General features: G+C 71.7%; 18 protein-coding genes. 9 read left to right on the top strand and 9 right to left on the bottom strand.

Going from position 1 to position 19,173, the window contains the following annotated elements:
- Window positions 1-1,212, bottom strand: a complete 1,212-nt coding sequence (locus ACWDN5_RS25615) for an anhydro-N-acetylmuramic acid kinase (RefSeq protein ID WP_449678031.1) — start codon at window positions 1,210-1,212, stop codon at window positions 1-3.
- 139 nt (window positions 1,213-1,351) lie between these two features.
- Between ACWDN5_RS25615 and ftsY the strand changes: the two genes are divergently transcribed.
- A complete protein-coding gene (ftsY, locus tag ACWDN5_RS25610) occupies window positions 1,352-2,641 on the top strand; it encodes a signal recognition particle-docking protein FtsY (RefSeq protein ID WP_310974487.1) in 1,290 nt (429 codons plus the stop codon).
- A gap of 187 nt (window positions 2,642-2,828) precedes the next feature.
- Here ftsY and ACWDN5_RS25605 read toward each other — a convergent pair whose 3' ends face one another.
- Entirely contained in the window at window positions 2,829-3,320 is a 492-nt protein-coding gene (locus tag ACWDN5_RS25605; protein WP_310974486.1) for a hypothetical protein, read from the bottom strand.
- 135 nt (window positions 3,321-3,455) lie between these two features.
- Here ACWDN5_RS25605 and ACWDN5_RS25600 point away from each other — a divergent pair, with 135 nt between their 5' ends.
- Window positions 3,456-3,956, top strand: coding sequence for a GNAT family N-acetyltransferase (locus ACWDN5_RS25600; RefSeq protein WP_449678030.1), 501 nt, complete (start codon window positions 3,456-3,458; stop codon window positions 3,954-3,956).
- Between the two features lies 1 nt (window position 3,957).
- Here ACWDN5_RS25600 and ACWDN5_RS25595 read toward each other — a convergent pair whose 3' ends face one another.
- Entirely contained in the window at window positions 3,958-4,311 is a 354-nt protein-coding gene (locus tag ACWDN5_RS25595) for a hypothetical protein (protein ID WP_449678029.1), read from the bottom strand.
- Between the two features lie 74 nt (window positions 4,312-4,385).
- The gene (locus ACWDN5_RS25590; RefSeq protein WP_310974483.1) at window positions 4,386-5,162 is read right to left on the bottom strand and encodes an IclR family transcriptional regulator; all 777 of its coding nucleotides are present in this window, start codon (window positions 5,160-5,162) and stop codon (window positions 4,386-4,388) included.
- A 112-nt stretch (window positions 5,163-5,274) separates the two neighbouring features.
- Between ACWDN5_RS25590 and aceB the strand changes: the two genes are divergently transcribed.
- Both aceB and ACWDN5_RS25580 read left to right on the top strand, forming a co-directional pair.
- The gene (aceB, locus tag ACWDN5_RS25585; RefSeq protein ID WP_449678028.1) at window positions 5,275-6,852 is read left to right on the top strand and encodes a malate synthase A; all 1,578 of its coding nucleotides are present in this window, start codon (window positions 5,275-5,277) and stop codon (window positions 6,850-6,852) included.
- The gene (locus ACWDN5_RS25580) at window positions 6,852-8,039 is read left to right on the top strand and encodes a DUF6986 family protein (RefSeq protein WP_449678027.1); all 1,188 of its coding nucleotides are present in this window, start codon (window positions 6,852-6,854) and stop codon (window positions 8,037-8,039) included. The genes aceB and ACWDN5_RS25580 overlap by 1 nt, the downstream gene beginning before the upstream one ends.
- A 3-nt stretch (window positions 8,040-8,042) precedes the next feature.
- Here ACWDN5_RS25580 and ACWDN5_RS25575 read toward each other — a convergent pair whose 3' ends face one another.
- On the bottom strand, window positions 8,043-9,182 hold the full coding sequence (locus ACWDN5_RS25575) for a DUF2786 domain-containing protein (RefSeq protein WP_449678026.1): 1,140 nt from the start codon (window positions 9,180-9,182) through the stop codon (window positions 8,043-8,045).
- A gap of 75 nt (window positions 9,183-9,257) precedes the next feature.
- Between ACWDN5_RS25575 and ACWDN5_RS25570 the strand changes: the two genes are divergently transcribed.
- Entirely contained in the window at window positions 9,258-9,785 is a 528-nt protein-coding gene (locus ACWDN5_RS25570; protein WP_449678025.1) for a cation:dicarboxylate symporter family transporter, read from the top strand.
- 53 nt (window positions 9,786-9,838) lie between these two features.
- Here the strand turns inward: ACWDN5_RS25570 and ACWDN5_RS25565 are convergent, their stop codons facing one another.
- Window positions 9,839-10,327, bottom strand: a complete 489-nt coding sequence (locus ACWDN5_RS25565; protein ID WP_449678024.1) for a MarR family winged helix-turn-helix transcriptional regulator — start codon at window positions 10,325-10,327, stop codon at window positions 9,839-9,841.
- Between the two features lie 97 nt (window positions 10,328-10,424).
- Complete coding sequence (locus ACWDN5_RS25560; RefSeq protein ID WP_449678023.1) at window positions 10,425-11,744, bottom strand: PucR family transcriptional regulator; 1,320 nt, start codon at window positions 11,742-11,744, stop codon at window positions 10,425-10,427.
- 122 nt (window positions 11,745-11,866) lie between these two features.
- Between ACWDN5_RS25560 and ACWDN5_RS25555 the strand changes: the two genes are divergently transcribed.
- Genes ACWDN5_RS25555 through pucD form a run of 4 tightly spaced genes read left to right on the top strand, consistent with a single transcriptional unit; the run spans window position 11,867 to window position 16,783 of the window.
- Window positions 11,867-12,730 (top strand): FAD binding domain-containing protein, encoded by an 864-nt coding sequence (locus ACWDN5_RS25555; RefSeq protein WP_449678022.1) that lies wholly within the window; start codon window positions 11,867-11,869, stop codon window positions 12,728-12,730.
- Entirely contained in the window at window positions 12,721-13,188 is a 468-nt protein-coding gene (locus ACWDN5_RS25550; RefSeq protein WP_449678021.1) for a (2Fe-2S)-binding protein, read from the top strand. Before ACWDN5_RS25555 ends, ACWDN5_RS25550 begins: the two co-directional genes overlap by 10 nt.
- A complete protein-coding gene (locus ACWDN5_RS25545; RefSeq protein WP_449678020.1) occupies window positions 13,185-14,525 on the top strand; it encodes an 8-oxoguanine deaminase in 1,341 nt (446 codons plus the stop codon). The genes ACWDN5_RS25550 and ACWDN5_RS25545 overlap by 4 nt, the downstream gene beginning before the upstream one ends.
- Entirely contained in the window at window positions 14,522-16,783 is a 2,262-nt protein-coding gene (pucD, locus tag ACWDN5_RS25540; RefSeq protein ID WP_449678019.1) for a xanthine dehydrogenase subunit D, read from the top strand. Before ACWDN5_RS25545 ends, pucD begins: the two co-directional genes overlap by 4 nt.
- Here pucD and ACWDN5_RS25535 read toward each other — a convergent pair.
- The gene (locus tag ACWDN5_RS25535) at window positions 16,770-18,323 is read right to left on the bottom strand and encodes a glycoside hydrolase family 27 protein (RefSeq protein WP_449678018.1); all 1,554 of its coding nucleotides are present in this window, start codon (window positions 18,321-18,323) and stop codon (window positions 16,770-16,772) included. The two genes, pucD and ACWDN5_RS25535, sit on opposite strands and share 14 nt — an antisense overlap.
- A 105-nt stretch (window positions 18,324-18,428) precedes the next feature.
- On the bottom strand, window positions 18,429-19,013 hold the full coding sequence (locus ACWDN5_RS25530) for a TetR/AcrR family transcriptional regulator (protein WP_449678017.1): 585 nt from the start codon (window positions 19,011-19,013) through the stop codon (window positions 18,429-18,431).
- Between the last annotated feature and the right edge of the window lie 160 nt (window positions 19,014-19,173).

The raw sequence follows: 19,173 nt of genomic DNA, 5'->3' as shown, positions 1-19,173 counted from the left end.
CTACCGTTCTCCGGCCTTCTCCGCGACTCGCAACCGGGTCACGGTGCCCCCCAGCGGGGCGGGAAGGGTCAGGGGACCGCGGCCCGGGACCAGCGCGCCGAGCACGCGCGGCCCGCGGGCACCGGTCGCCGACGGCACCGTACCGGGCACGCCGCACCAGCTGAGCCAGCCCAGCAGCGCGGTCAGGTACGCCTCTTTGCCGGCGCCGGGCAGGCCGAGGTCGTCACTGGTCTTGACCACCGCCGAACCCACGGCGCGGACCAGCGCGGCCATCAGCGCCGGGTTGGCGACGCCCCCGCCGGAGGCGATGACGGTCGTGACACCGTGGCGGCGGCACTGGTCGGCCACGGTGACGGCGGTCAGCTCGGTCAGCGTCGCGAGCAGGTCGCCGGGTTCGACGCCGTCCAGACCGGCCAGTGCGGTGTCGAGGTAGTCCGCGTTGAAGTGCTCCTTGCCGGTCGACTTCGGCGGCGCGGCGGTGAAGTACGGGTCGGCCAGCAGCCGGCCGAGCAGGTCGGCGCGCACCGACCCGCCGAGGGCGAGCCGCCCGTCGACGTCGCTGCGCTGCCCCGAGACGCGGTGAGCGGCGACGTCGAGCAGGGCGTTGGCGGGCCCGGTGTCGTAGGCGATCACCGGCCGCCCCTCGGCGACGACGGTGATGTTCGCGATGCCGCCGAGGTTCAGCGCGGCGACCGGCCGTCCGGTGTCCTCGGCGAGGCCGCGCAGCCACAGCCGGTCGAGCGTGCTCGCCAGGGGCGCGCCGTGGCCGCCCGCGGCGACGTCGCGCGCCCGAAGGTCGGCGACCACCGGCAGCCCGGTGCGTTCGGCGATCCACGCGGGCTGGCCGAGCTGGAGGGTGCCGCGGACGTGGTTGTCCTCGACCCAGTGGAACACCGTCTGGCCGAGCGAGGCGACCAGGTCCGCGCTGCCGCCGAGCTCTTCGACACCGCGCGCGGCCGCGTCGGCGAACGCCTGGCCCACACCGGTGTCCAGCCGCGTCAGTTCGCCGGCGGTGCACGGGTTCGGCGGCAGCGCGGCGAGCAGGCCCTCGCGCAGGTGATCGGGATAGGGGACGTCGAGCTCGCCGAGCGGCGTCAGCACGACCGTGTCCTCTTCGGCGTGCAGGTCGGCGGCGGCCACGTCGATCCCGTCGAGCGACGTGCCCGAAATCAGGCCGATCACCCGATAGCCGTGACTCGCTCGCATCCCCATCCGGAGGGGTTTAGTGGAGCGTTGCCTGTGACGCAACCCACTTGGTGAAGTCTTGGCCCAATCGGGACCTAGGTGGTGACGAATTGCCTGTGCGGACGGGGTGTCCGGCGCGGGGGAGCGCGGATGAAAGGATGGGCCCGTGTCGAGCACCTGGTTCCTGTTCGTAGTCGTCGCCGTCGTCGTCCTGGTCGCCCTGCTGGTGACCGGCCTGCTGATCGCACGCAGGCGGCGGATCAGCCTGGACGCCCAGCGCGAGGTCGAGGCGAAACCGAAGGGCGGGTCGTACGCGGCCAGCGGGGGCATCGCGCTCGCGCCCGGCGGCACGGCCGAGGCCGAAGCCCCCGAGCACCCGGTCGGGGACCGGCCGGAGACCGACGGCCAGCCCGCGGTGGGCGACGACGCGGCGGTCCCGCGCGACTCGGCGCAGCGCACGGTCCGCGACGTCGAGCTGCCGGACGCCGAGGTCGTCGAACCGGCCCCGGTCGCCGAGGAGATCGAGCCGGCGACCGGCCGCATGGAGCGGCTGCGCGGCCGGCTTTCGAAGTCCCGCTCGGTGTTCGGGACGAGCCTGCTGGGCCTGCTCGGCGCGGGTGACCTCGACGAGGACTCCTGGCAGGACGTCGAAGACACGCTGCTGCTGGCCGACCTCGGTGCGGCCACGACGAACCAGATCGTCGAGCGCCTGCGCGACGAGCTGTCCCGGCGCGCGGTGCGGTCGTCGGCCGAGGCGCGCGAGGTGCTGCACGAGGTGCTGACGGCGCAGCTGTCCACCGACGGCCACCGCGCGGTCCGGGCGCTGCCGCACACGGTCGACGGCAAGAAGCAGCCGGCGGTGGTGCTGGTGGCGGGCGTCAACGGCACGGGCAAGACGACGACCACGGGCAAGCTCGCCCGCGTCCTGGTGGCCCAGGGCGGCACGGTCCTGCTGGGCGCGGCGGACACGTTCCGCGCGGCGGCGGCCGACCAGCTCCAGACGTGGGCCGAGCGCGTGGGCGCCGAGGTCGTCCGCGGCAAGGAGGGCGCGGACCCGGCGGCGGTGGCGTTCGACGCGGTCAAGCGCGGCGTGGACACCGGTGTCGACGCGGTCCTGGTCGACACGGCGGGCCGCCTGCACACGAAGACGGGCCTGATGGACGAGCTGGGCAAGGTCAAGCGCGTGGTGGAGAAGCAGGCCAAGGTCGACGAGGTCCTGCTGGTCCTGGACGCGACGACGGGCCAGAACGGGCTCATGCAGGCCCGGGTGTTCGCCGAGGTCATCGACGTGACGGGCATCGTGCTGACCAAACTGGACGGGACGGCCAAGGGCGGGATCGTGTTCCAGGTCCAGAAGGAGCTGGGGGTCCCGGTGAAGCTGGTCGGCCTGGGCGAGGGGCCGGACGACCTGGCCCCGTTCGAGCCGGGCGCCTTCGTGGACGCCCTGCTCGGCTAGGTGATCGGCTGGCGGGCGCAGCTCGGACGGGCTGCTGCCGTCCGGCGTCTTCAGGCCGAGCGCGGTTTCGGCGAGCACCATCGGCACGGTCGCACCCGCTGCCCGCTCGCCTTCGCGTGGCGCGGTCCGGAACCCGGGCAGCGCCGCCCGCTGCCCGGTATCGCACGGTGATGTCGAGGTCGCTCGGTCAGCGGACCTTCGCCGGCGGCTCCAGCCGGAACAACGGCGTCCCGTCCGCCTTCCGCAACCCCAGCTGCAGGATCACCGGCGCCGACGGGCGGTTCGCCGGGATGAGGCACGGGGACGTCCCGCGGGCCGGCACGGTCAGGTGGGACCAGCCGATGCCCTGCAGCGTGCGGCGGGCCGGGTCGAGCACCATCGCCGCGCTGAAGTAGCGGCCGCTGGGGACCGCGATGCGGGCCGTGTGGCCGAGGATCGCCGAGAACGCCGTGCCGGTGCGGCCGCCGTCCTCCTGCATCGTGAGGATCACCGGTGTCCGGCCCTTCGCGGCACCGTGGTGCCGCACGGTGATCTCGACGGTGCCCGCGGCGGTCTTCGCCGGGCCCGGCCAGGCGGGCGACGCGGGCGAGCCGTCGAGCGCGCGGTCGACGAGCCGGTCCAGGAGGTTCGAAGCGGCGCCCTGCGCGAGCCAGGCCAAGGCGCCCGCGTGCGTGTTCATGCGGCCTCCGGCGATATTCGGATGACGGCGGCGGTGCACCCGGCGCAGAATCCGGGAATGCCCGGTTGACGCACGCGTGCCCCTCCTCGTGGAAGACGCCCCGAAGCCGTCATTCGCTACGAGAGAGGACCCATTGTGACCGCCATTCACGGCGATCGGGTGCGCTTGCGCCCGATCGGCCCAGCCGACCGCGTCCGGGTGCGCGAAATCCTGGCCACCCCGGAGGTCGCCCGCTGGTGGGGCGACCCGGACCGCGAAACCGAAGGCCTGTACGAAGTCGAAGAGGGCTACACGGTCTACGTGATCGAGTTCGACGGTGACGTCGTCGGCCTGATCCAGAGCTGCGAGGAGCTGGACCCGCAGTACCGCCACGCGGGCATCGACATCTCGCTGCACCCGGACTTCCACGGCCGCGGCCTCGGCACGGACGCGATCCGCGCCCTGGCCCGCCACCTGTTCGAGACCGGCCACCACCGGCTGACGATCGACCCGGCGGCGTCCAACGAGACGGCGATCCGGGTGTACACGAAGGTGGGCTTCCGGCCGGTCGGGATCCTGCGGAACTACGAACGCGCCCCGGACGGCACCTGGCACGACGGGCTGCTGATGGACCTGCTGGAAGGGGAGCTGAGCTGAGTCAGTCCTTGTCGATGACCTGCTGAAGCAGCCGGCTCATCTGCTCCATGCCGACGTTGATCTTGGTGAACCCGCTGCGCATCTCGGCCCGGAGGTCGGCGACGTCGGTCTTGAGGTCGGTGACGTCGGTCTTGAGGCCGGTGACGTCGGTCTTGAGGCCGGAGATGTCTTGCCCGTGCTCGATCTGCGTCTCGCGCATCGCGTTGAGCACCTTGGTGTGGCCGTTCAAGGTCTGCTTGAACTCGGAGACGTCGCGGTCTGCCGTGCCGGCGAGTATGCGAGCCGCCGCGGCGTCCTGCCGGGTGTACTGCACCTGCTCCTCCAACGCGGTCACGCGGGCTTCGAGGCTTGCCATGTCGCCGACTTTACCGGCGCCGGATTCGCTCCCCTCGCGGGTGTCACTTTGTGTCACCTTAATTTCACCCACTGTCACACTTGTGCGACGGCCTGGGACAGGCTAGCGCCGAGGGCGTCGGCGACCCGCTGCACCGCCGGGGCGATGTGCGCCACCGCCTCGGCGGTCAGCCGACCGGACGGCCCGGACACCGAAACCGCCGCCGGCACCGGTGCGCCCGGCACCGCCACCGCCACGCACCGCACCCCCAGCTCCTGCTCGGCCTCGTCCAGCGCGTACCCCTGCGAAGCGATCCGCGACAGCTCCACCGCCAGCGCGTCCGGGTCGGTATACGTGTGCTCCGTGTACGCCGGCATCCCCGTCCGGTCCAGCAGTGACCGGACCTCGGACGACGGCAGGTGGGCCAGCATCGCCTTCCCGACCCCGGTTCCGTGCGGCAGCAACCGCCGTCCGACCTCGGTGAACATGCGCATCGAGTGCTTCGAGGGCACCTGGGCCACGTACACGACCTCGTCGCGCTCCAGGACCGCCAGGTTCGCCGTCTCGCCGACCTCTTCCACCAGTTCGGCCAGCAACGGCCGCGCCCAGGCGCCGAACTGCATGCTCGCGTTCTCGCCCAGTCTGATGAGCCGCGCGCCCAGCGCGTAGCGGCGGTTCGTGTTCTGGCGGACGTACCCCAGGTCGACCAGCGTGCGGATGAGCCGGTGGATCGTCGGCATCGGCAGCCCGGACAGCGTCGCCAGCTCCGACAAACTCGCCTCGCCGCCGGTGTCCGCGAGGTGTTCCAGCAGCTCGAAGGCGCGCTGCAGGGACTGGACGCCGCCGTCGCGACCGTTCTTCTCCGCCGGCACGGTGGCCCTCCTTACGTCGGCGTTGAGCTTCCGCTATGCAGAAACTATAGTCCGGCTGGTAGAAAACCGTAGGGCCGTTATCCAAAGATCCGAACCCTCGAGGTGTTTCCCCATGTCTTCTGAAGTCCAGGTGCTGGGCGACCCGGTCGAGCGCGGCGACGAGATCCTCACGCCGGAGGCGCTCGCCTTCCTCGCCGGCCTCCACGACGCTTTCGCCGGCCGCCGCGACGAGCTGCTCCAGGCGCGCGGCAAGCGTCGCGAGGAGGCCCGGACCACCGGCCGGCTCGACTTCCTGCCGGAGACCAAGGAGATCCGCGAAGGCGACTGGCAGGTCGCCGGCGCGCCGCCCGCGCTCCGCGACCGCCGCGTCGAGATCACCGGGCCGACCGACCGCAAGATGACCATCAACGCGCTCAACTCCGGCGCGAAGGTGTGGCTCGCCGACCTCGAAGACGCCAACACGCCGCACTGGCACAACGTGGTCTCCGGCCAGGTCAACCTCTACGACGCCATCCGCGAGACGATCACCCTGGAGAGCGGCGGCAAGAGCTACGCGCTCTCCGGCGACGTCGAGCACGCCACCATCGTGGTCCGCCCGCGCGGCTGGCACCTGCCCGAGAGCCACCTGAAGTTCGGCGACCGTGAAGGCGTCGGCGCGCTCGTCGACTTCGGCCTGCACTTCTTCCACAACGCCGCCGAACTGCTCAAGCGCGGCAAGGGCCCGTACTATTACCTGCCGAAGATGGAGAGCCACCTCGAAGCGCGGCTCTGGAACGACGTCTTCACCCACGCCGAGAAGACCCTCGGCATCGAGCACGGCACCGTCCGCGCCACCGTGCTGATCGAGACCATCCCGGCCGCGTTCGAGATGGAAGAGATTCTCTACGAGCTGCGCGAGCACGCCTCCGGCCTCAACGCCGGCCGCTGGGACTACCTGTTCAGCGTCATCAAGTACTTCCGCGACGCGGGCGAGAAGTTCGTGCTGCCGGACCGCAACTCCGTCACCATGACCGCGCCCTTCATGCGGGCCTACACCGAGCTGCTGGTGCGCACCTGCCACAAGCGCGGCGCCTTCGCGATCGGCGGCATGGCCGCGTTCATCCCGAGCAAGGACCCCGAGACCAACAAGGGCGCCTTCGAAAAGGTGCACGCGGACAAGTCCCGCGAGGCCGGCGACGGCTTCGACGGCTCCTGGGTCGCGCACCCGGGCATGGTCGAGCTCTGCAAGGAGGAGTTCGACAAGGTGCTCGGCGACCAGCCCAACCAGCTCGGCCGCACCCGCGACGAGGTCAGCGTCACCGCCGATCAGCTGCTGGACGTCGCTTCGACGCCGGGCAGCGCGACCGCGGCCGGCCTGCGCGCGGCGGTCGACGTCGGTGTCCGCTACATCGCCTCCTGGCTGGGCGGCAACGGCGCGGCGGCCATCCACAACCTGATGGAAGACGCCGCCACCGCCGAGATCTCCCGCTCGCAGATCTGGCAGTGGGTCAAGAACGGGACCACTTTGGACAGTGGCGACACCGTCACGGCGGAGCTGGTGCGCGGTGTGCTGGCCGACGTCCGCGGCGAGCTGGCCGGCGAGCTCAAGCCGGAGCTGCTGGAGCCCGCGGTGGAGCTGTTCGAGCAGGTCGCGCTGGCCGACGAGTTCCCGGACTTCCTGACGCTGCCCGCGTACGAGAAGATCAAGTAGTGCGGCTTTCCGAGGACGTCTACGACGCCGCCGACGCGCGCCTGGCTGCGGCCGACGCGCGCGTCGCGGCGTCGTACCCGGGGGAGCGGCCGGGACGCCAGCCCGTGCACACGGTCTACGTCCCGGCGGCGCAGTACAAGACGCGCCTGGTGGCCGACTGGGGCAAGCAGGCGATGCGGGTCTTCATCGAGCACGGCGACCTCCTCGGCGCCGACGCGGACGTCTTCGAACGCGTCCGCGCGAAGCTGCTGACCGAGCCGATCGAGGACCTGCGGATCGACTTCGAGGACGGCTTCGGCCGCGTGCCCGACGACGTCGAGGACGCGGCGGCGGTGGCGGCCGGGCAGACCCTGGCGACGACGGGCGGGACGCCGTTCTGCGGCATCCGCTTCAAGAGCTTCGAAGCGGCGACCCGCCGGCGTGGCATTCGTACCCTGGACCTGTTCCTCGGGTCGTTGCTGGACAACGGGCCGTTGCCGCCCGGTTTCGTCGTCACCCTGCCGAAGGTGACGGCCGTCGAGCAGGTCGCGGTGGCCGCGGAGGTCCTCGCTCGCCTGGAAACCGCGTACGATCTGCCCGAGGACACGCTGCGCTTCGAGGTCCAGATCGAGACGGCGCAGTCCATTGTGGACGTCGACGGGACGCTGTCGGTGGCGCGGATCGTGCAGGCGGCCGAGGGCCGCTGCTCGGGACTGCACTACGGAACGTACGACTACAGCGCGGGCCTCGGCATCGCGGCGGCGTACCAGAGCATGGAGCACCCGGCGGCCGACCTGGCCAAGGGCCTGATGCAGATCGCGGCGGCGGGCACCGGCGTCCGCCTCTCGGACGGCTCGACGAACCGGCTCCCGATCGGCGACGCCCTGCCCGCGGCGTGGGCGGAACACCTCCGGTTGGTCCGCAGGTCCTTGGAGCGCGGCTTCTACCAGGGCTGGGACCTGCACCCCCACCAGCTGCCGACCCGCTTCGCGGCGACGTACACGTTCTACCGGGCGGGGTTCCCGGAGGCGGTGGCGCGATTGCGCGCGTACGCGGAGAAGACGGCCGGGGGAGTGCTGGACGAACCGGCGACCGCGCAGGCGCTGGCGGTGTACCTGCTGCGTGGGCTGGACTGCGGGGCCTTGGACGAGGGCGAGCTGCCGTTCGGGCGGCCGGAACTGGAGAAGTACGCGCGGCGCGAGGTGTAGGAGTCACTCGCCGAGCTGGGCGCGGTCGGCGGCCTCCCGCCCCGCGCCCCACCCTTCGTGGCTGCGCACGGTCACCGATTTGCACACCACCTCGGGGAACAGCTCGGTGAACGCCGCCGCCACCTGCGCCTCGCGTGATGCCAGTACCGGCAGCAGGCCCGGCGCCTCGGCGATCGTCGCCTTCGCCGCCTGCTCGAGCCGCTCGCCGATTCGGGTGGCGTAGGAAACGAGGAACGACTTCCGGAGATCCCGGGACCGGCCCGCCGGGTCGGCGATCATCGCCCGGGTCGCCTGGACGAGCAGCGAAGTCGTGAGCAGCTCGACGGAATCCAGTTCGTCGCCGACGACGGTGACGAAGTCCCAGCGTGCGTCGAAGATCGCCTGGCAGCGGTTGGCCTTCGCCACCACGTGGACCAGCAGCGACTTCGCGTCGGTGTAGGGCGTGTCGAGCCAGATGCGGCGGGCCGCGGGCCGGTCCGGCGCACCGGTGCCCGCCTCCACCAGTGCCCGGTCGAGGGCGTGGCGGGTCATCAGCTCCTGCGCCTTCGCCGAAAGAGCCTCGGCCTCCTCCGGGAATGAGCTCGACTCGGCCTTCGCGAGCAGCGCGCGGACCCGGCTCAGCTTCTTGTCGTCGACAGGGTGGCGTGCCGCGCGCGGCAGCGGGGTGCCCGGCGCGGGCAGCACCACGGTCACCGGGGGCAGCGTCTTCAGCAGGCCGACCGCGTCGATGACCGCCGCCACCGCTTCGGACGGCGTGAGGATGTGCTTCGCCGCCCACTGCGGCAGGTGCGGCTCGGTTTCGTTCCACCAGCGGACCGCGTCGAGCTGGGCCAGCCAGTCCGGGTGCACTGCGGGGAACTGCCCGGCGTAGGCGGCGAGGGCGTCGAGCAGGTACGAGCCGGCGAACTCGTCCAGGCGGCGCCGGGCCACCTGGCGGAGGTCTTCGGGCAGCCAGCCACCCCGGCACGCGCGGCCGATCAGCTGCCCGGCGATCAGATCGGCAGCCGCGGCGAGAGCGGGCGGCAGGGTGAAGTCCGGCGCCAGCCAGTCCGCGTCGCCCGGTACGGCGGCGAACAGCGCCTCGCCGAACTCCTCGGCCGTCGTCGGCGGCGGGCCGACGCGGACCTGCTTCCGCTTGCCCACCCGGTCAGTCTGCCGCAGCGCCCGACGCGGGCGTCGGGTACGTCACTGCGAGCGTCAACACCGCCGGAACATCCGATGCTTAGGGTCCGGCCATGGCCGAGAAGAAGAAGCGCTGGTGGACGTCTGATCATCGCGGCGCTGATCTTCTGCGTCGTGGTGACCGGCATCGCCGCCGTCGGCGACCTCAAAGCGGTCGGACGAATCGGACTCAAAGCCGTCGTCTACTTCGAGGTCGTCACGACGTTCGCGCTGCTGTTCACGCTCGTCCTCGCCGCGACTTCCCGGTGCTACGCCGGGGTTTCGGTCTGGAAGTTCCTCCGCTACACGCGTGAAGAGTTCCTCCTGGCGCTGGGCACGGCCTCGACGGAGTCGGTGATGCCGCGGATCATGGCCAAGCTCACCGACGCCGGCTGCTCCCGCGCGGCGACCGGCCTGGCTCGGCCAGCAGCTGCTGGCGGTGCTGATCCTGATGCTGACGTCGAAGGGCATGGCGGGCGTGGCCTGCTGCTGGGAGCGGACCGCCTGATGGACTCGATGCGTGTGTTCGTCAACCTGCTGGGCAACTGCGTGGCGACGTTCGTCGTGGCGAAGTCCGGAGGGTAACTGGACCGGGCCAAGCTGCGAGAGACCCTCGAAGGGGCGGCGCCGGTCGCGGCTTAACGCAGCCGCGGGAGGGCGTCACGCGCGAAGTGGCTCAACGTCCGCAGGTCGTCGGCGAACCGCGCCCGGTGGTCCTCGGGCAGCGGCCGGAAGAAGAACTGCTCGACGTTCTCCACGTGCAGCCGGCTGGCCCGCACGGTCGTCTCCTCGCCGAACGAGGTCAGCCGGACGAGCTGGACGCGCTTGTCGCTCGGGGACGCCGTGCGGGTCACCAGCCCGAGCGCCTCCATCCGGTCGACCAGGCGGGTCGCGCCGCCGGTGGTGAGCACCTGCTCCTGGGCGATGGAGCGCATGGTCAGCCCGTCCGCGCCGGTGCGGCCCACGATCAGCAGGACCTCGTACATCAGGTGCGTGATCCCGCATTCGCGTTCCAACGCTCGCCCGAGCAGGTACCCGAGCCGGTGCGCCGCGCCTTGCAGCCGCCCGAAGGCCAGCACGCGGGCGTCGTCCGCCGCCTGCCGGGCCGAGGTGATTTCGGGGTCCACCCGCTCATCCTCCCCCTTGCCCCCGGTCACGCAACGCGAGACGGCGGCCGGTGGGGTGCGAGGTCTTCCCCCTGCGCCGAGCGGGCGAGCGGGCGTTCTAGTCGCCGGCGCGCAAGGCCAGGTACACGTCCAGCTGGTCGGTGAACTCCGTCAGGTCCGCGCCCAGCAGCTCACCCGCCCGCCCGATCCGGTAGCGCAGCGTGTTCACGTGGACGTGCAACGCCTTCGCCGCCCGGGTCGGGGAGCCCGAGCACTCCAGGAACACGCGGACCGTGTGCACCAGGTCCGTGTGCTGCTCCGCGTCGTAGGCCAGCAACGGCCCGAGCACCCGACGGCGCACCGCCGCGCGCACCCCGTCCGGCGCCCCGGCCAGCAGCAGCTCGTGCACCGCCACGTCACCGGTCCGGACCACCGCCACCCGGCCCGGCCGCCGCGCCGCCACCGCCACGGCGTACCGCGCACTTTCCACGGCCTCGTCCACCCGGCCCGGATCGCTGACCCCGCACAGGATCCGCGAAGCTCGCAGCAGCGGCTCCACAATGGACAGGCCCGCCAGGGAAGGCGTGGCTACCGCCGCATACGACGTGTCGCCCGGCGAATCGAGCAACGTCGCGTCCGGCAGCAACTCGTCCAGGATGTCCCGGCTCTCGTCGCTGCCTTCGGTCCGCAACCCGACAACGCACACGTCCTCGGGCAGTGACACCTCCGGGCGGGACCTGCGGGCCCGCGTGACCCCGACCAGCCCCGCCACCTCCTCGGCCAGCTCGGCCTGCGCGGTGCTCAACGGCCCCCCGGCGGCGATCAGCCACGGCACCGCGTGCCGCCCCTCGACCGGGAGCACCGTCAGCGGCCCCGGCTCGCGGGCCGCGTACCGGCGGACGACGTCCTCCGGCGGCATCGGCAACGGGGCCGTCCCCGCGATCAGCCGGCCAAGGCCCGACAGCACCCAGCACGGCAGCCCCAGTTCCGCCGAAGCCCGCTCGACCAGCGTCTCGACCGGCGCCTCCGCCGCGGCCTGCAAACGTTTGCGGGCACTGTCGGACGCGGCTGCCAGCGCCAGCACCACCTGCTCGGTGATCACCGAAAACGACAGGTCGGCGGGCACCTCGAGGAGCGGGATGCGGTGCCGGACGCAGGCGTCGACGACGTCGTCCGGGATGCCGCCCGAGTCCGCGCCGGACGCGGCCAGCGCCGCCGCGCCCGAGCGGGCCAGCGCCGCCACGAACGGCTCGGCGTCACCCGGCTCGTGCCACCAGAGCAGGCCGGAGAGCACCAGCTCACCGGCCGAAAGGTACCGTCCGGGGTCGGACAGCTCCGTGACGTAGATGCGCGTCACCGGCCGGTCGAGCAGGTCGGTCCCGGCGCGTGGGCGCAGCCGCAGCCCCGGCAGCCCCAGCAGAGTTTTCACGGTCGTCATGAGGCTTGTAGGAAAGCACAACCGGCCCCGCGTCCGCTGCGGTGCGTTTCATGCGTGGTGCCGTTGCCGCCCGGCCGTGATCCGTCGTCTACTGGTCTATCGCCCTCACGAAGGAGCAGCCCGTGGAGTTCCTGCGTCCCGCGACGCTCGCCGAGGCCCTCGCCCTGAAGGCCGAGCGGCCCGGCGCCTTGCCGATCGCCGGCGGCACCGACGTCATGGTCGAACTCAACTTCGACCACAGGCGCCCGGACGCCCTCCTGGACCTGACCGCGGTCGGGGAGCTGACGGAGTGGTCCACTATGGACGACACGGTCCGGCTCGGCGCCGGCGTCCCGTACTCTCGCGTCATCGCCGAACTGGGTGAATCCGTCCCGGCGCTGGCCATGGCGTCGCGCACGGTCGGGTCCCCGCAGATCCGCAACCGCGGCACGGTCGGCGGCAACCTCGGGGCCGCCTCGCCCGCCGGCGACACCCACCCGGTGCTGCTCGCCCTGGACGCGCGGATCGAGGTGGCCTCCGTCCGGGGGACCCGTGTCCTCCGCGCGGAGGATTTCTACGTCGGCGTGAAACGCCACGCCCTCGAGCCGGACGAGCTGATCACCGCCGTCCACCTGCCCGCGCAGGCCGGGCCGCAGCAGTTCGCCAAGGTCGGCACGCGCAACGCCATGGTCATCGCGGTCTGCTCCTTCGCGCTCTCGCTCCGGCAGGGGGAGGTCGGCGCCGCGATCGGGTCCGCCGCCCCGACCCCGCGCCGCGCCCGCGAGGCCGAGGACTTCCTGGCCGCCGAGCTGCCGTGGGACTCGGCGGAAGCCTTGCCCGACTCGCTGAAGCGGCGCTTCGGCGACCTGGTGGCCGCGGCGACGTCCCCGATCGACGACGTCCGGGGCAGCGCCGCGTATCGGAAGCACGCTCTCGGGGTACTAGCGCGGCGTACGTTGACCTGGGCCTGGGACGAACATCGGACGGGGGAGCGCGCATGCGCCTGAATGTCACGATCAACGGCGAGCCGCGGCAGGCGGACGACGTCTGGGAAGGCGAGAGCCTGCTCTACGTGCTGCGCGAGCGGCTCGGCCTCCCGGGCTCGAAGAACGCCTGCGAGCAGGGCGAATGCGGCTCCTGCACGGTCTACCTAGACGACCTCCCGGTGTGCGCCTGCCTGGTCGCGGCCGGGCAGGCCGAGGGCCGCGTGGTCCGCACGGTCGAGGGGCTGGCCGACGGCGACACCCTCCACCCGGTCCAGCAGTCCTTTGTGGACGCGGGCGCGGTCCAGTGCGGGTTCTGCACGCCGGGCCTGGTCGTCGCCGCACACGACCTGCTGAACCGCGTCCCCAACCCGTCCGACGAGGAGATCCGCGAGGCACTGGCCGGCAACCTCTGCCGGTGCACCGGCTACGAAAAAATCCTCGACGCGGTCCGCGCGGCCGCGAAGGGAGGCGTGGCGTGAGGACACTCATCGCGAACGCGGCCATCGCCACGGTCACCGGCGAGGAGTACGCGAGCGGCCACGTCGTCGTCGAGAACGACCGGATCGCCGCGGTCGGCGAAGGCGTGTACACCGGCGAGTTCGACGAGCGCGTCGACGCCGCGGGCTGCCTGGTCACGCCGGGGCTGATCAACACCCACCACCATCTCTACCAGTGGGCGACCCGCGGCATGGCCGCCGACCACACGCTCTTCGAATGGCTGGTCGCGCTCTACCCGGTCTGGAGCCGCCTCGACGACGAGATCACGCACGCCGCGGGCACCGCCGGGATGGCCCGGCTGGCCCTGACCGGCTGCACCACGGTCGCCGACCACCATTACGTCTTCCCGCGCGACGGCGGCGACCAGGTCGCGGCGCTGGCCGCCGCTCGCCAGCGCATCGGCGTCCGGCTGCACGTGGTCCGCGGGTCGATGGACCGCGGCGAGTCCGACGGCGGCCTGCCGCCGGACAACCTGGTCGAGTCGACCGAGGACGCGCTGGCCGGCACCGAAGCGGCGATCGACCGCTTCCACGACGACTCCGCGGGCGCCCACCTGCAGATCGCCGCGGGTCCCTGCTCGCCGTTCTCGGTCACCGAACGGCTGATGTCCGGCGCGGCCGAGCTGGCCCGGCGCAAGGGCGTCCGCCTGCACACCCACCTCGCCGAAACCGTCGACGAGGAGAAGCAGTGCCTCGCCGAGGCCGGCTGCACCCCGGCCGAGTACGCCGACAAGCTCGGCTGGCTCGCCGACGACGTCTGGCTCGCGCACACGATCCACCTCGCGCCCGAGGCGATCCGCCGCTTCGGTGCGACCGGCACCGGCTCGGCGCACTGCCCGACGTCCAACGGCCGCATCGGCGCCGGCATCGCCCCGGTCCGCGACCTCCTCGACGCCGGGGTCGCGGTCGGCCTGGGTGCCGACGGCGCCGCGTCCAACGAATCCGGTGGCCTCGGCGAAGAGCTCCACCAGTCGCTGCTGCAGGCCCGCCAGCGCGGCGGCCCGCGCGGGCTGACCACGCGGGAAGCGCTGTGGATGGGCACGATGGGCGGCGCCCGCTGCCTCGGCCGCGGGGACGACCTCGGCTCGATCGAGCCCGGCAAGCTCGCCGACCTCGCCGTCTGGGACCTGACCGGGCTGAATTACGCAGGCATCGCCGACCCGGTCGCGGCGCTGGTGCTCGGCACCACGCCGCCGCTGCGCCGCCTGTTCGTCGGCGGCAAGGCCGTCGTCGAGGACGGCACCCTGCGCGAAGCCGACGAGTCCGCTATCGCCCGCGAGCTGGCCGCCGCGAGCGCCCGGTTGCGGGAGGGCCGATGACCAGCACGACCTCGGTCACGACGACGACCGCGAACGGCGTCGGCACGTCGCCGCGGCGCCCCGACGGCACGGTGAAGGTCCGCGGCGAGTTCGCCTACTCCTCGGATCTCTGGCACGAGGACATGGTGTGGGGCGTGACGCTGCGCAGCCCGCACCCGTACGCCCGGATCACCGGCATCGATATCGCGGAAGCCCTGGCCGTGCCGGGCGTGTACGCGGTCCTCACCCACGACGACGTCCCGGGCGTGAACCGCTACGGCCTCGAGCACGCCGACCAGCCGGTGCTCGCCTCCGAAGTCGTCCGCTACCAGGGCGAACCGGTGGCGCTGGTCGCCGCCGACCACCCGGAGACCGCGCGCCGCGCGATGAAGCGGATCAAGGTCGGCTACGAGGAACTGGAGCCGGTGACGGACTCTGAAGCCGCCGTCGCGGGCGAAGGGCCTTCGCTGCACGAAGGCGGCAACGTCGTCCGGCACGTGAAGATCCGCCGCGGCCCGCAGGACCTCGACGCCGACGTCGTCGTCTCCGGCGTCTACGAGGTCGGCATGCAGGACCAGGCGTTCCTCGGCCCCGAGTCCGGGCTCGCCGTGCCGGACACCGAAGGCGGCGTCGACCTCTACGTCGCCACGCAGTGGCTGCACGTCGACCAGCAGCAGATCGTCGCCGCGCTGGGGTTGCCGGCCGAGAAGGTGCGGCTGACCCTCGGTGGCGTCGGCGGCGCGTTCGGCGGCCGGGAAGACCTGTCGATGCAGGTGCACGCCTGCCTCCTCGCGCTGCACACCGGCAAGCCGGTGAAGATGGTCTACAACCGCGAAGAGTCGTTCTACGGCCACGTCCACCGCCACCCGGCGAAGATGTACTACGAGCACGGCGCCACCCGCGACGGACGGCTCGTCTACGTGAAGACGCGGCTGTACCTCGACGGCGGCGCGTACGCGTCCTCGACCGGCGCGGTGGTCGCGAACGCCGCCACGCTCGGCGTCGGACCGTACAAAGTGGACAGTGTGTCGGTGGACTGCTGGGGCACCTACACCAACAACCCGCCGTGCGGCGCGATGCGCGGCTTCGGCGCGGTGCAGGCCGCGTTCGGCTACGAGTCCCAGATGGACAAGCTCGCTCGTGCGTGCGGCTTGGACCCGGTCGAGATCCGCGTCCGCAACGCGATGAGCGAGGGCGACCTGATGCCGACCGGCCAGGTCGTCGACGCCGAAGCGCCGGTCGCGGAGCTGCTGAACCGGGTGCGGGGCATGCCGCTGCCGCCGGACCGGCCGTTCGACCTGCGGCACATGCCGGGCGGGGTGTCCAACACGACCCACGGCGAAGGCGTCGTCCGCGGCGTCGGGTACGCCGTCGGCATCAAGAACGTCTGCTTCTCCGAGGGCTTCGACGACTACTCGACGGCCCGCGTGCGCCTGCAGCTGGTCGGCGGCGAGCCGGCCGCGACCGTGCACACCGCGGCCTGCGAGGTCGGCCAGGGCCTGGTGACGATCCTGCAGCAGATCGTTCGCACCGAGCTCGGCGTCGAGCAGGTGACGATCCTGCCGATGGACACCTCGATCGGCAACGGCGGCTCGACGTCGGCGTCGCGCCAGACCTACGTCACCGGCGGCGCGGTACAGGCCGCGTGCGTGGCGGTGCGGGCGCGGCTGCTGTCCCGGTTCGACGCCAGGACGCGGGTCGTCGGCGGCAAGCTCGTCGCGGCCGACGGCCAGGTGCTCGCCGACCTGGTGGACGTCCTCGGCGACGACGTCCACGACGAAACGATCGAGTGGCGGCACCGGCCGACTTCGGCGCTGGACCCGGAGACCGGGCAGGGGACCGCGCACGTGCAGTACGCGTTCGCCGCGCACCGGGCGGTCGTCGACGTCGACACCGAACTCGGCCTGGTCAAGGTGGTCGCGCTGGACTGCGCCCAGGACGTCGGCAAGGCGCTGAACCCCCAAGCCGTGCTGGGCCAGATCCAGGGCGGTTCGGCGCAGGGGCTCGGGCTCGCGGTGATGGAGGAGATCCAGACCTCCGGGGGGAAGATCCGGAACCCCTCCTTCACCGATTACCTCATCCCGACGGTGCTGGACATGCCGCCGATGAGCATCGACGTCCTCGAACGTCCGGACCCGCACGCGCCGTACGGCCTGCGCGGGGTCGGCGAGCCGCCGACGATCTCCTCGACCCCGGCGATCGTGGCGGCGATCCGGGCCGCGACCGGGCTCGCGCTCACCCGCGTCCCGGTGCGGCCGGAGCACCTCACCGGGACTTGAGCGACCAGTTCTGGTTGGCGTCGTCGTTGCAGCCCCAGAGTTCGAGCTGGACGCCGTTGACGTTGCCGGCGGGCTTGTCGCCGCCGGTGACGTCGACGCAGAGGCCGGCCTGGGTGATCGAGCCGTCGGCTTCCAGCTTGAACTTCTGGTTCGCGCCGCCGTGGCAGGTCCAGGCGAGCAGCTTGGTCCCGGCGGTCGTGGCGCCCTTCTCGGCGTCCAGGCAGCGGCCGTCGGCCTTGAGCTCGCCGTCGCCGGTGAACGTCCAGGCCTGGTCGGTGCCGCCGTCGCAGTCCCAGATGTCGGCGATGGTGTCGTTGATGTCGATACAGCGCGCCGACGACGCGCCCTGGATCGGCTGGATGGTGCCGATGCTGGAGCCGGACCCCGGTGCGACGCGGTAGATCACGGTGCTGTGCGACGGAACGGCGGCGCTGATCGTGCCGTCGCTGGTGGTGAGTTCTTTCGACCACAGGTTGGTCAGCCGGTAGCTCGCCGCGGCGGGCAGCCCGGCCGCGGCGGCCGTCGTCGAGATGGTCTTCGTGGTGCTGTTTTCGTTGAACAGCACGACCGCGACGGCACCGTCCTGGAGCGGTTTGGCGAGGACGTCCAGGCCGTTCCCGGTGGCGATCCGGGTGGCCTGTTTGCCGAGCGGGTCATGGTCGACGGCGATGACGTCCGGGTTCAGGTAGGTCGAGAAGGTCGCGACGCTGGCCGAGCGCAGGTCGGCGCCGGCGATCAGCGGCGCGGCCATCGCCGCCCAGAGCGTGAAGTGCGCGCGGTCCTCCTGGAAGTCCATGCCGTCACCGACCTCGAGCATGTCCGGGTCGTTCCAGGCGCCCGGTTTCGCGGCGGAGGCGAGCCCGACGTTCTGCCGGTAGATCCCGTCGACGCTGCCCCAGTTGTTGGTGATGTCCCCGGTGGTGCGCCACAGGTTGCCGACGTCCGCGGCCCAGGTCGCGGGGTCGAAGTAGCCCCATTCGCAAATGCTGTAGGTGATCGGGCGGCCGGTGGCCTGCAGCGCGTCGCGCATCGCCGAGTAGCGCCGGATGTAGTCCTGCTGGGTGGAGCTGTCGTTGTGGCAGTTGTCGTACTTGAGGTAGTCGACGCCCCAGCTCGCGAAGAGGTTCGCGTCGGCCTGTTCGTGCCCGAGGCTGCCGGGGTAGCCCTGGCAGGTCATCGTGCCGGCGTCTTCGTAGATCCCGAACTTCATGCCGCGGGCGTGGATGTAGTCGCCGAGCGCCTTGAGGCCGCTGGGGAACTTGGCGGGGTCGGCGACGAGGTTCCCGCTCGCGTCGCGGGACCAGGTCATCCAGCAGTCGTCGAGGTTGACGTAGGTGTAGCCGCGGTCGCGCATCCCGGAGCTCACCATCAGGTCGGTGGTCTGCTTGACGAGGGTCTCGTTGATGTTGCACTCGAAGGTGTTCCAGGTGTTCCAGCCCATCGGCGGGGTGCGGGCGAGGCCGTTTTCGAGGGCTTGGGCGGGGGTGGGGACGGCCGCGACCACGGCTGCGGCGGCGACGACGGCGAGGACACGGCGCATGGCGACTCCAACCGAACGACGGTGTGAGGCAGGAGGACTAGACCAATACGCTGTTGCTTGCTGCGCGGTCAAGCGCCATGTTGGTGATTTGTGTTCGATTACCGACTAAAGTTGCGTGTTCTCCTGGAGAAGCCGCCGCGCGACGTCGACCGTGGCGGCCCCGGCGACGGCCATCGCTTCGGTGTCCCGCAGCGAGCGGCAGAGGACGAAAGCGCCTTCGAGGTTGTTGACGGCGGTGATGGTGAGGGTCCGGGCGGCCTCCCGGGTGAGCCCGAACTTCGCGAACTTCTCGGTCCCGGCGTCGATCCAGGCGGTGAAGACGTCGGCGGTGGCCTTCCGCAGCGGTTCGTTGGTGGAGGCGACCTCGAGGGCAACGGTCGCGATCGGGCACCCTTCGACGTAATCGGTGGCTTCGAGCGTCGCGATCCCGGCGGCGAAGAAGGCTTCGATGCCGCTGACGACGTCGTCCGCCGGCGCGATGAAGAGGTCGAAGAGGGCGATGTAGGCGAGCCCGGAGGTCCGGATGACCTCCGCGCCGAGCTGCTCCTTGCCGCCGGGGAAGAAGTGGTAGAGGGACCCGAAGGGCGCGTTGGCCTCGGCGACGATCTGCTTCAGGCCGGTGCCGGCGTAGCCGTTGCGCCGGAAAAGCTCGGCGCCGGCGGCCATGATGCGTTCCTTGGTCCTTGCCATGGCATCGAGGATACGGGCTGGGTAGAGCGTTCTATCCAGCTCGGCTTACTCACGCTGTGCAGGTCGGTGCCCACCACCCCGAAGCCGCGATTGTCACTACGGACGGTGGTACCGCGTCAAGGCGGGAAAGCGTGCCTTGACCCGGCACCACCGTCCGCGT

The organism is Amycolatopsis sp. NPDC003731 (assembly GCF_053586895.1).
Note: the sequence above shows the minus strand (reverse complement) of the source record. Positions and strands in the feature narration are given on the sequence as shown.

Excerpts from the sequence above, each read along its gene's own strand:
- ACWDN5_RS25615 (WP_449678031.1), bottom strand. The coding sequence starts at position 1,212 with ATGGGGATGCGAGCGAGTCACGGCTATCGGGTGATCGGCCTGATTTCG.
- ACWDN5_RS25605 (WP_310974486.1), bottom strand. The coding sequence starts at position 3,320 with ATGAACACGCACGCGGGCGCCTTGGCCTGGCTCGCGCAGGGCGCCGCT.
- ACWDN5_RS25595 (WP_449678029.1), bottom strand. The coding sequence starts at position 4,311 with ATGGCAAGCCTCGAAGCCCGCGTGACCGCGTTGGAGGAGCAGGTGCAG.
- aceB (WP_449678028.1), top strand. The coding sequence starts at position 5,275 with ATGTCTTCTGAAGTCCAGGTGCTGGGCGACCCGGTCGAGCGCGGCGAC.
- ACWDN5_RS25570 (WP_449678025.1), top strand. The coding sequence starts at position 9,258 with ATGCTTAGGGTCCGGCCATGGCCGAGAAGAAGAAGCGCTGGTGGACGT.
- ACWDN5_RS25560 (WP_449678023.1), bottom strand. The coding sequence starts at position 11,744 with ATGACGACCGTGAAAACTCTGCTGGGGCTGCCGGGGCTGCGGCTGCGC.
- ACWDN5_RS25550 (WP_449678021.1), top strand. The coding sequence starts at position 12,721 with ATGCGCCTGAATGTCACGATCAACGGCGAGCCGCGGCAGGCGGACGAC.
- pucD (WP_449678019.1), top strand. The coding sequence starts at position 14,522 with ATGACCAGCACGACCTCGGTCACGACGACGACCGCGAACGGCGTCGGC.
- ACWDN5_RS25535 (WP_449678018.1), bottom strand. The coding sequence starts at position 18,323 with ATGCGCCGTGTCCTCGCCGTCGTCGCCGCCGCAGCCGTGGTCGCGGCC.
- ACWDN5_RS25530 (WP_449678017.1), bottom strand. The coding sequence starts at position 19,013 with ATGGCAAGGACCAAGGAACGCATCATGGCCGCCGGCGCCGAGCTTTTC.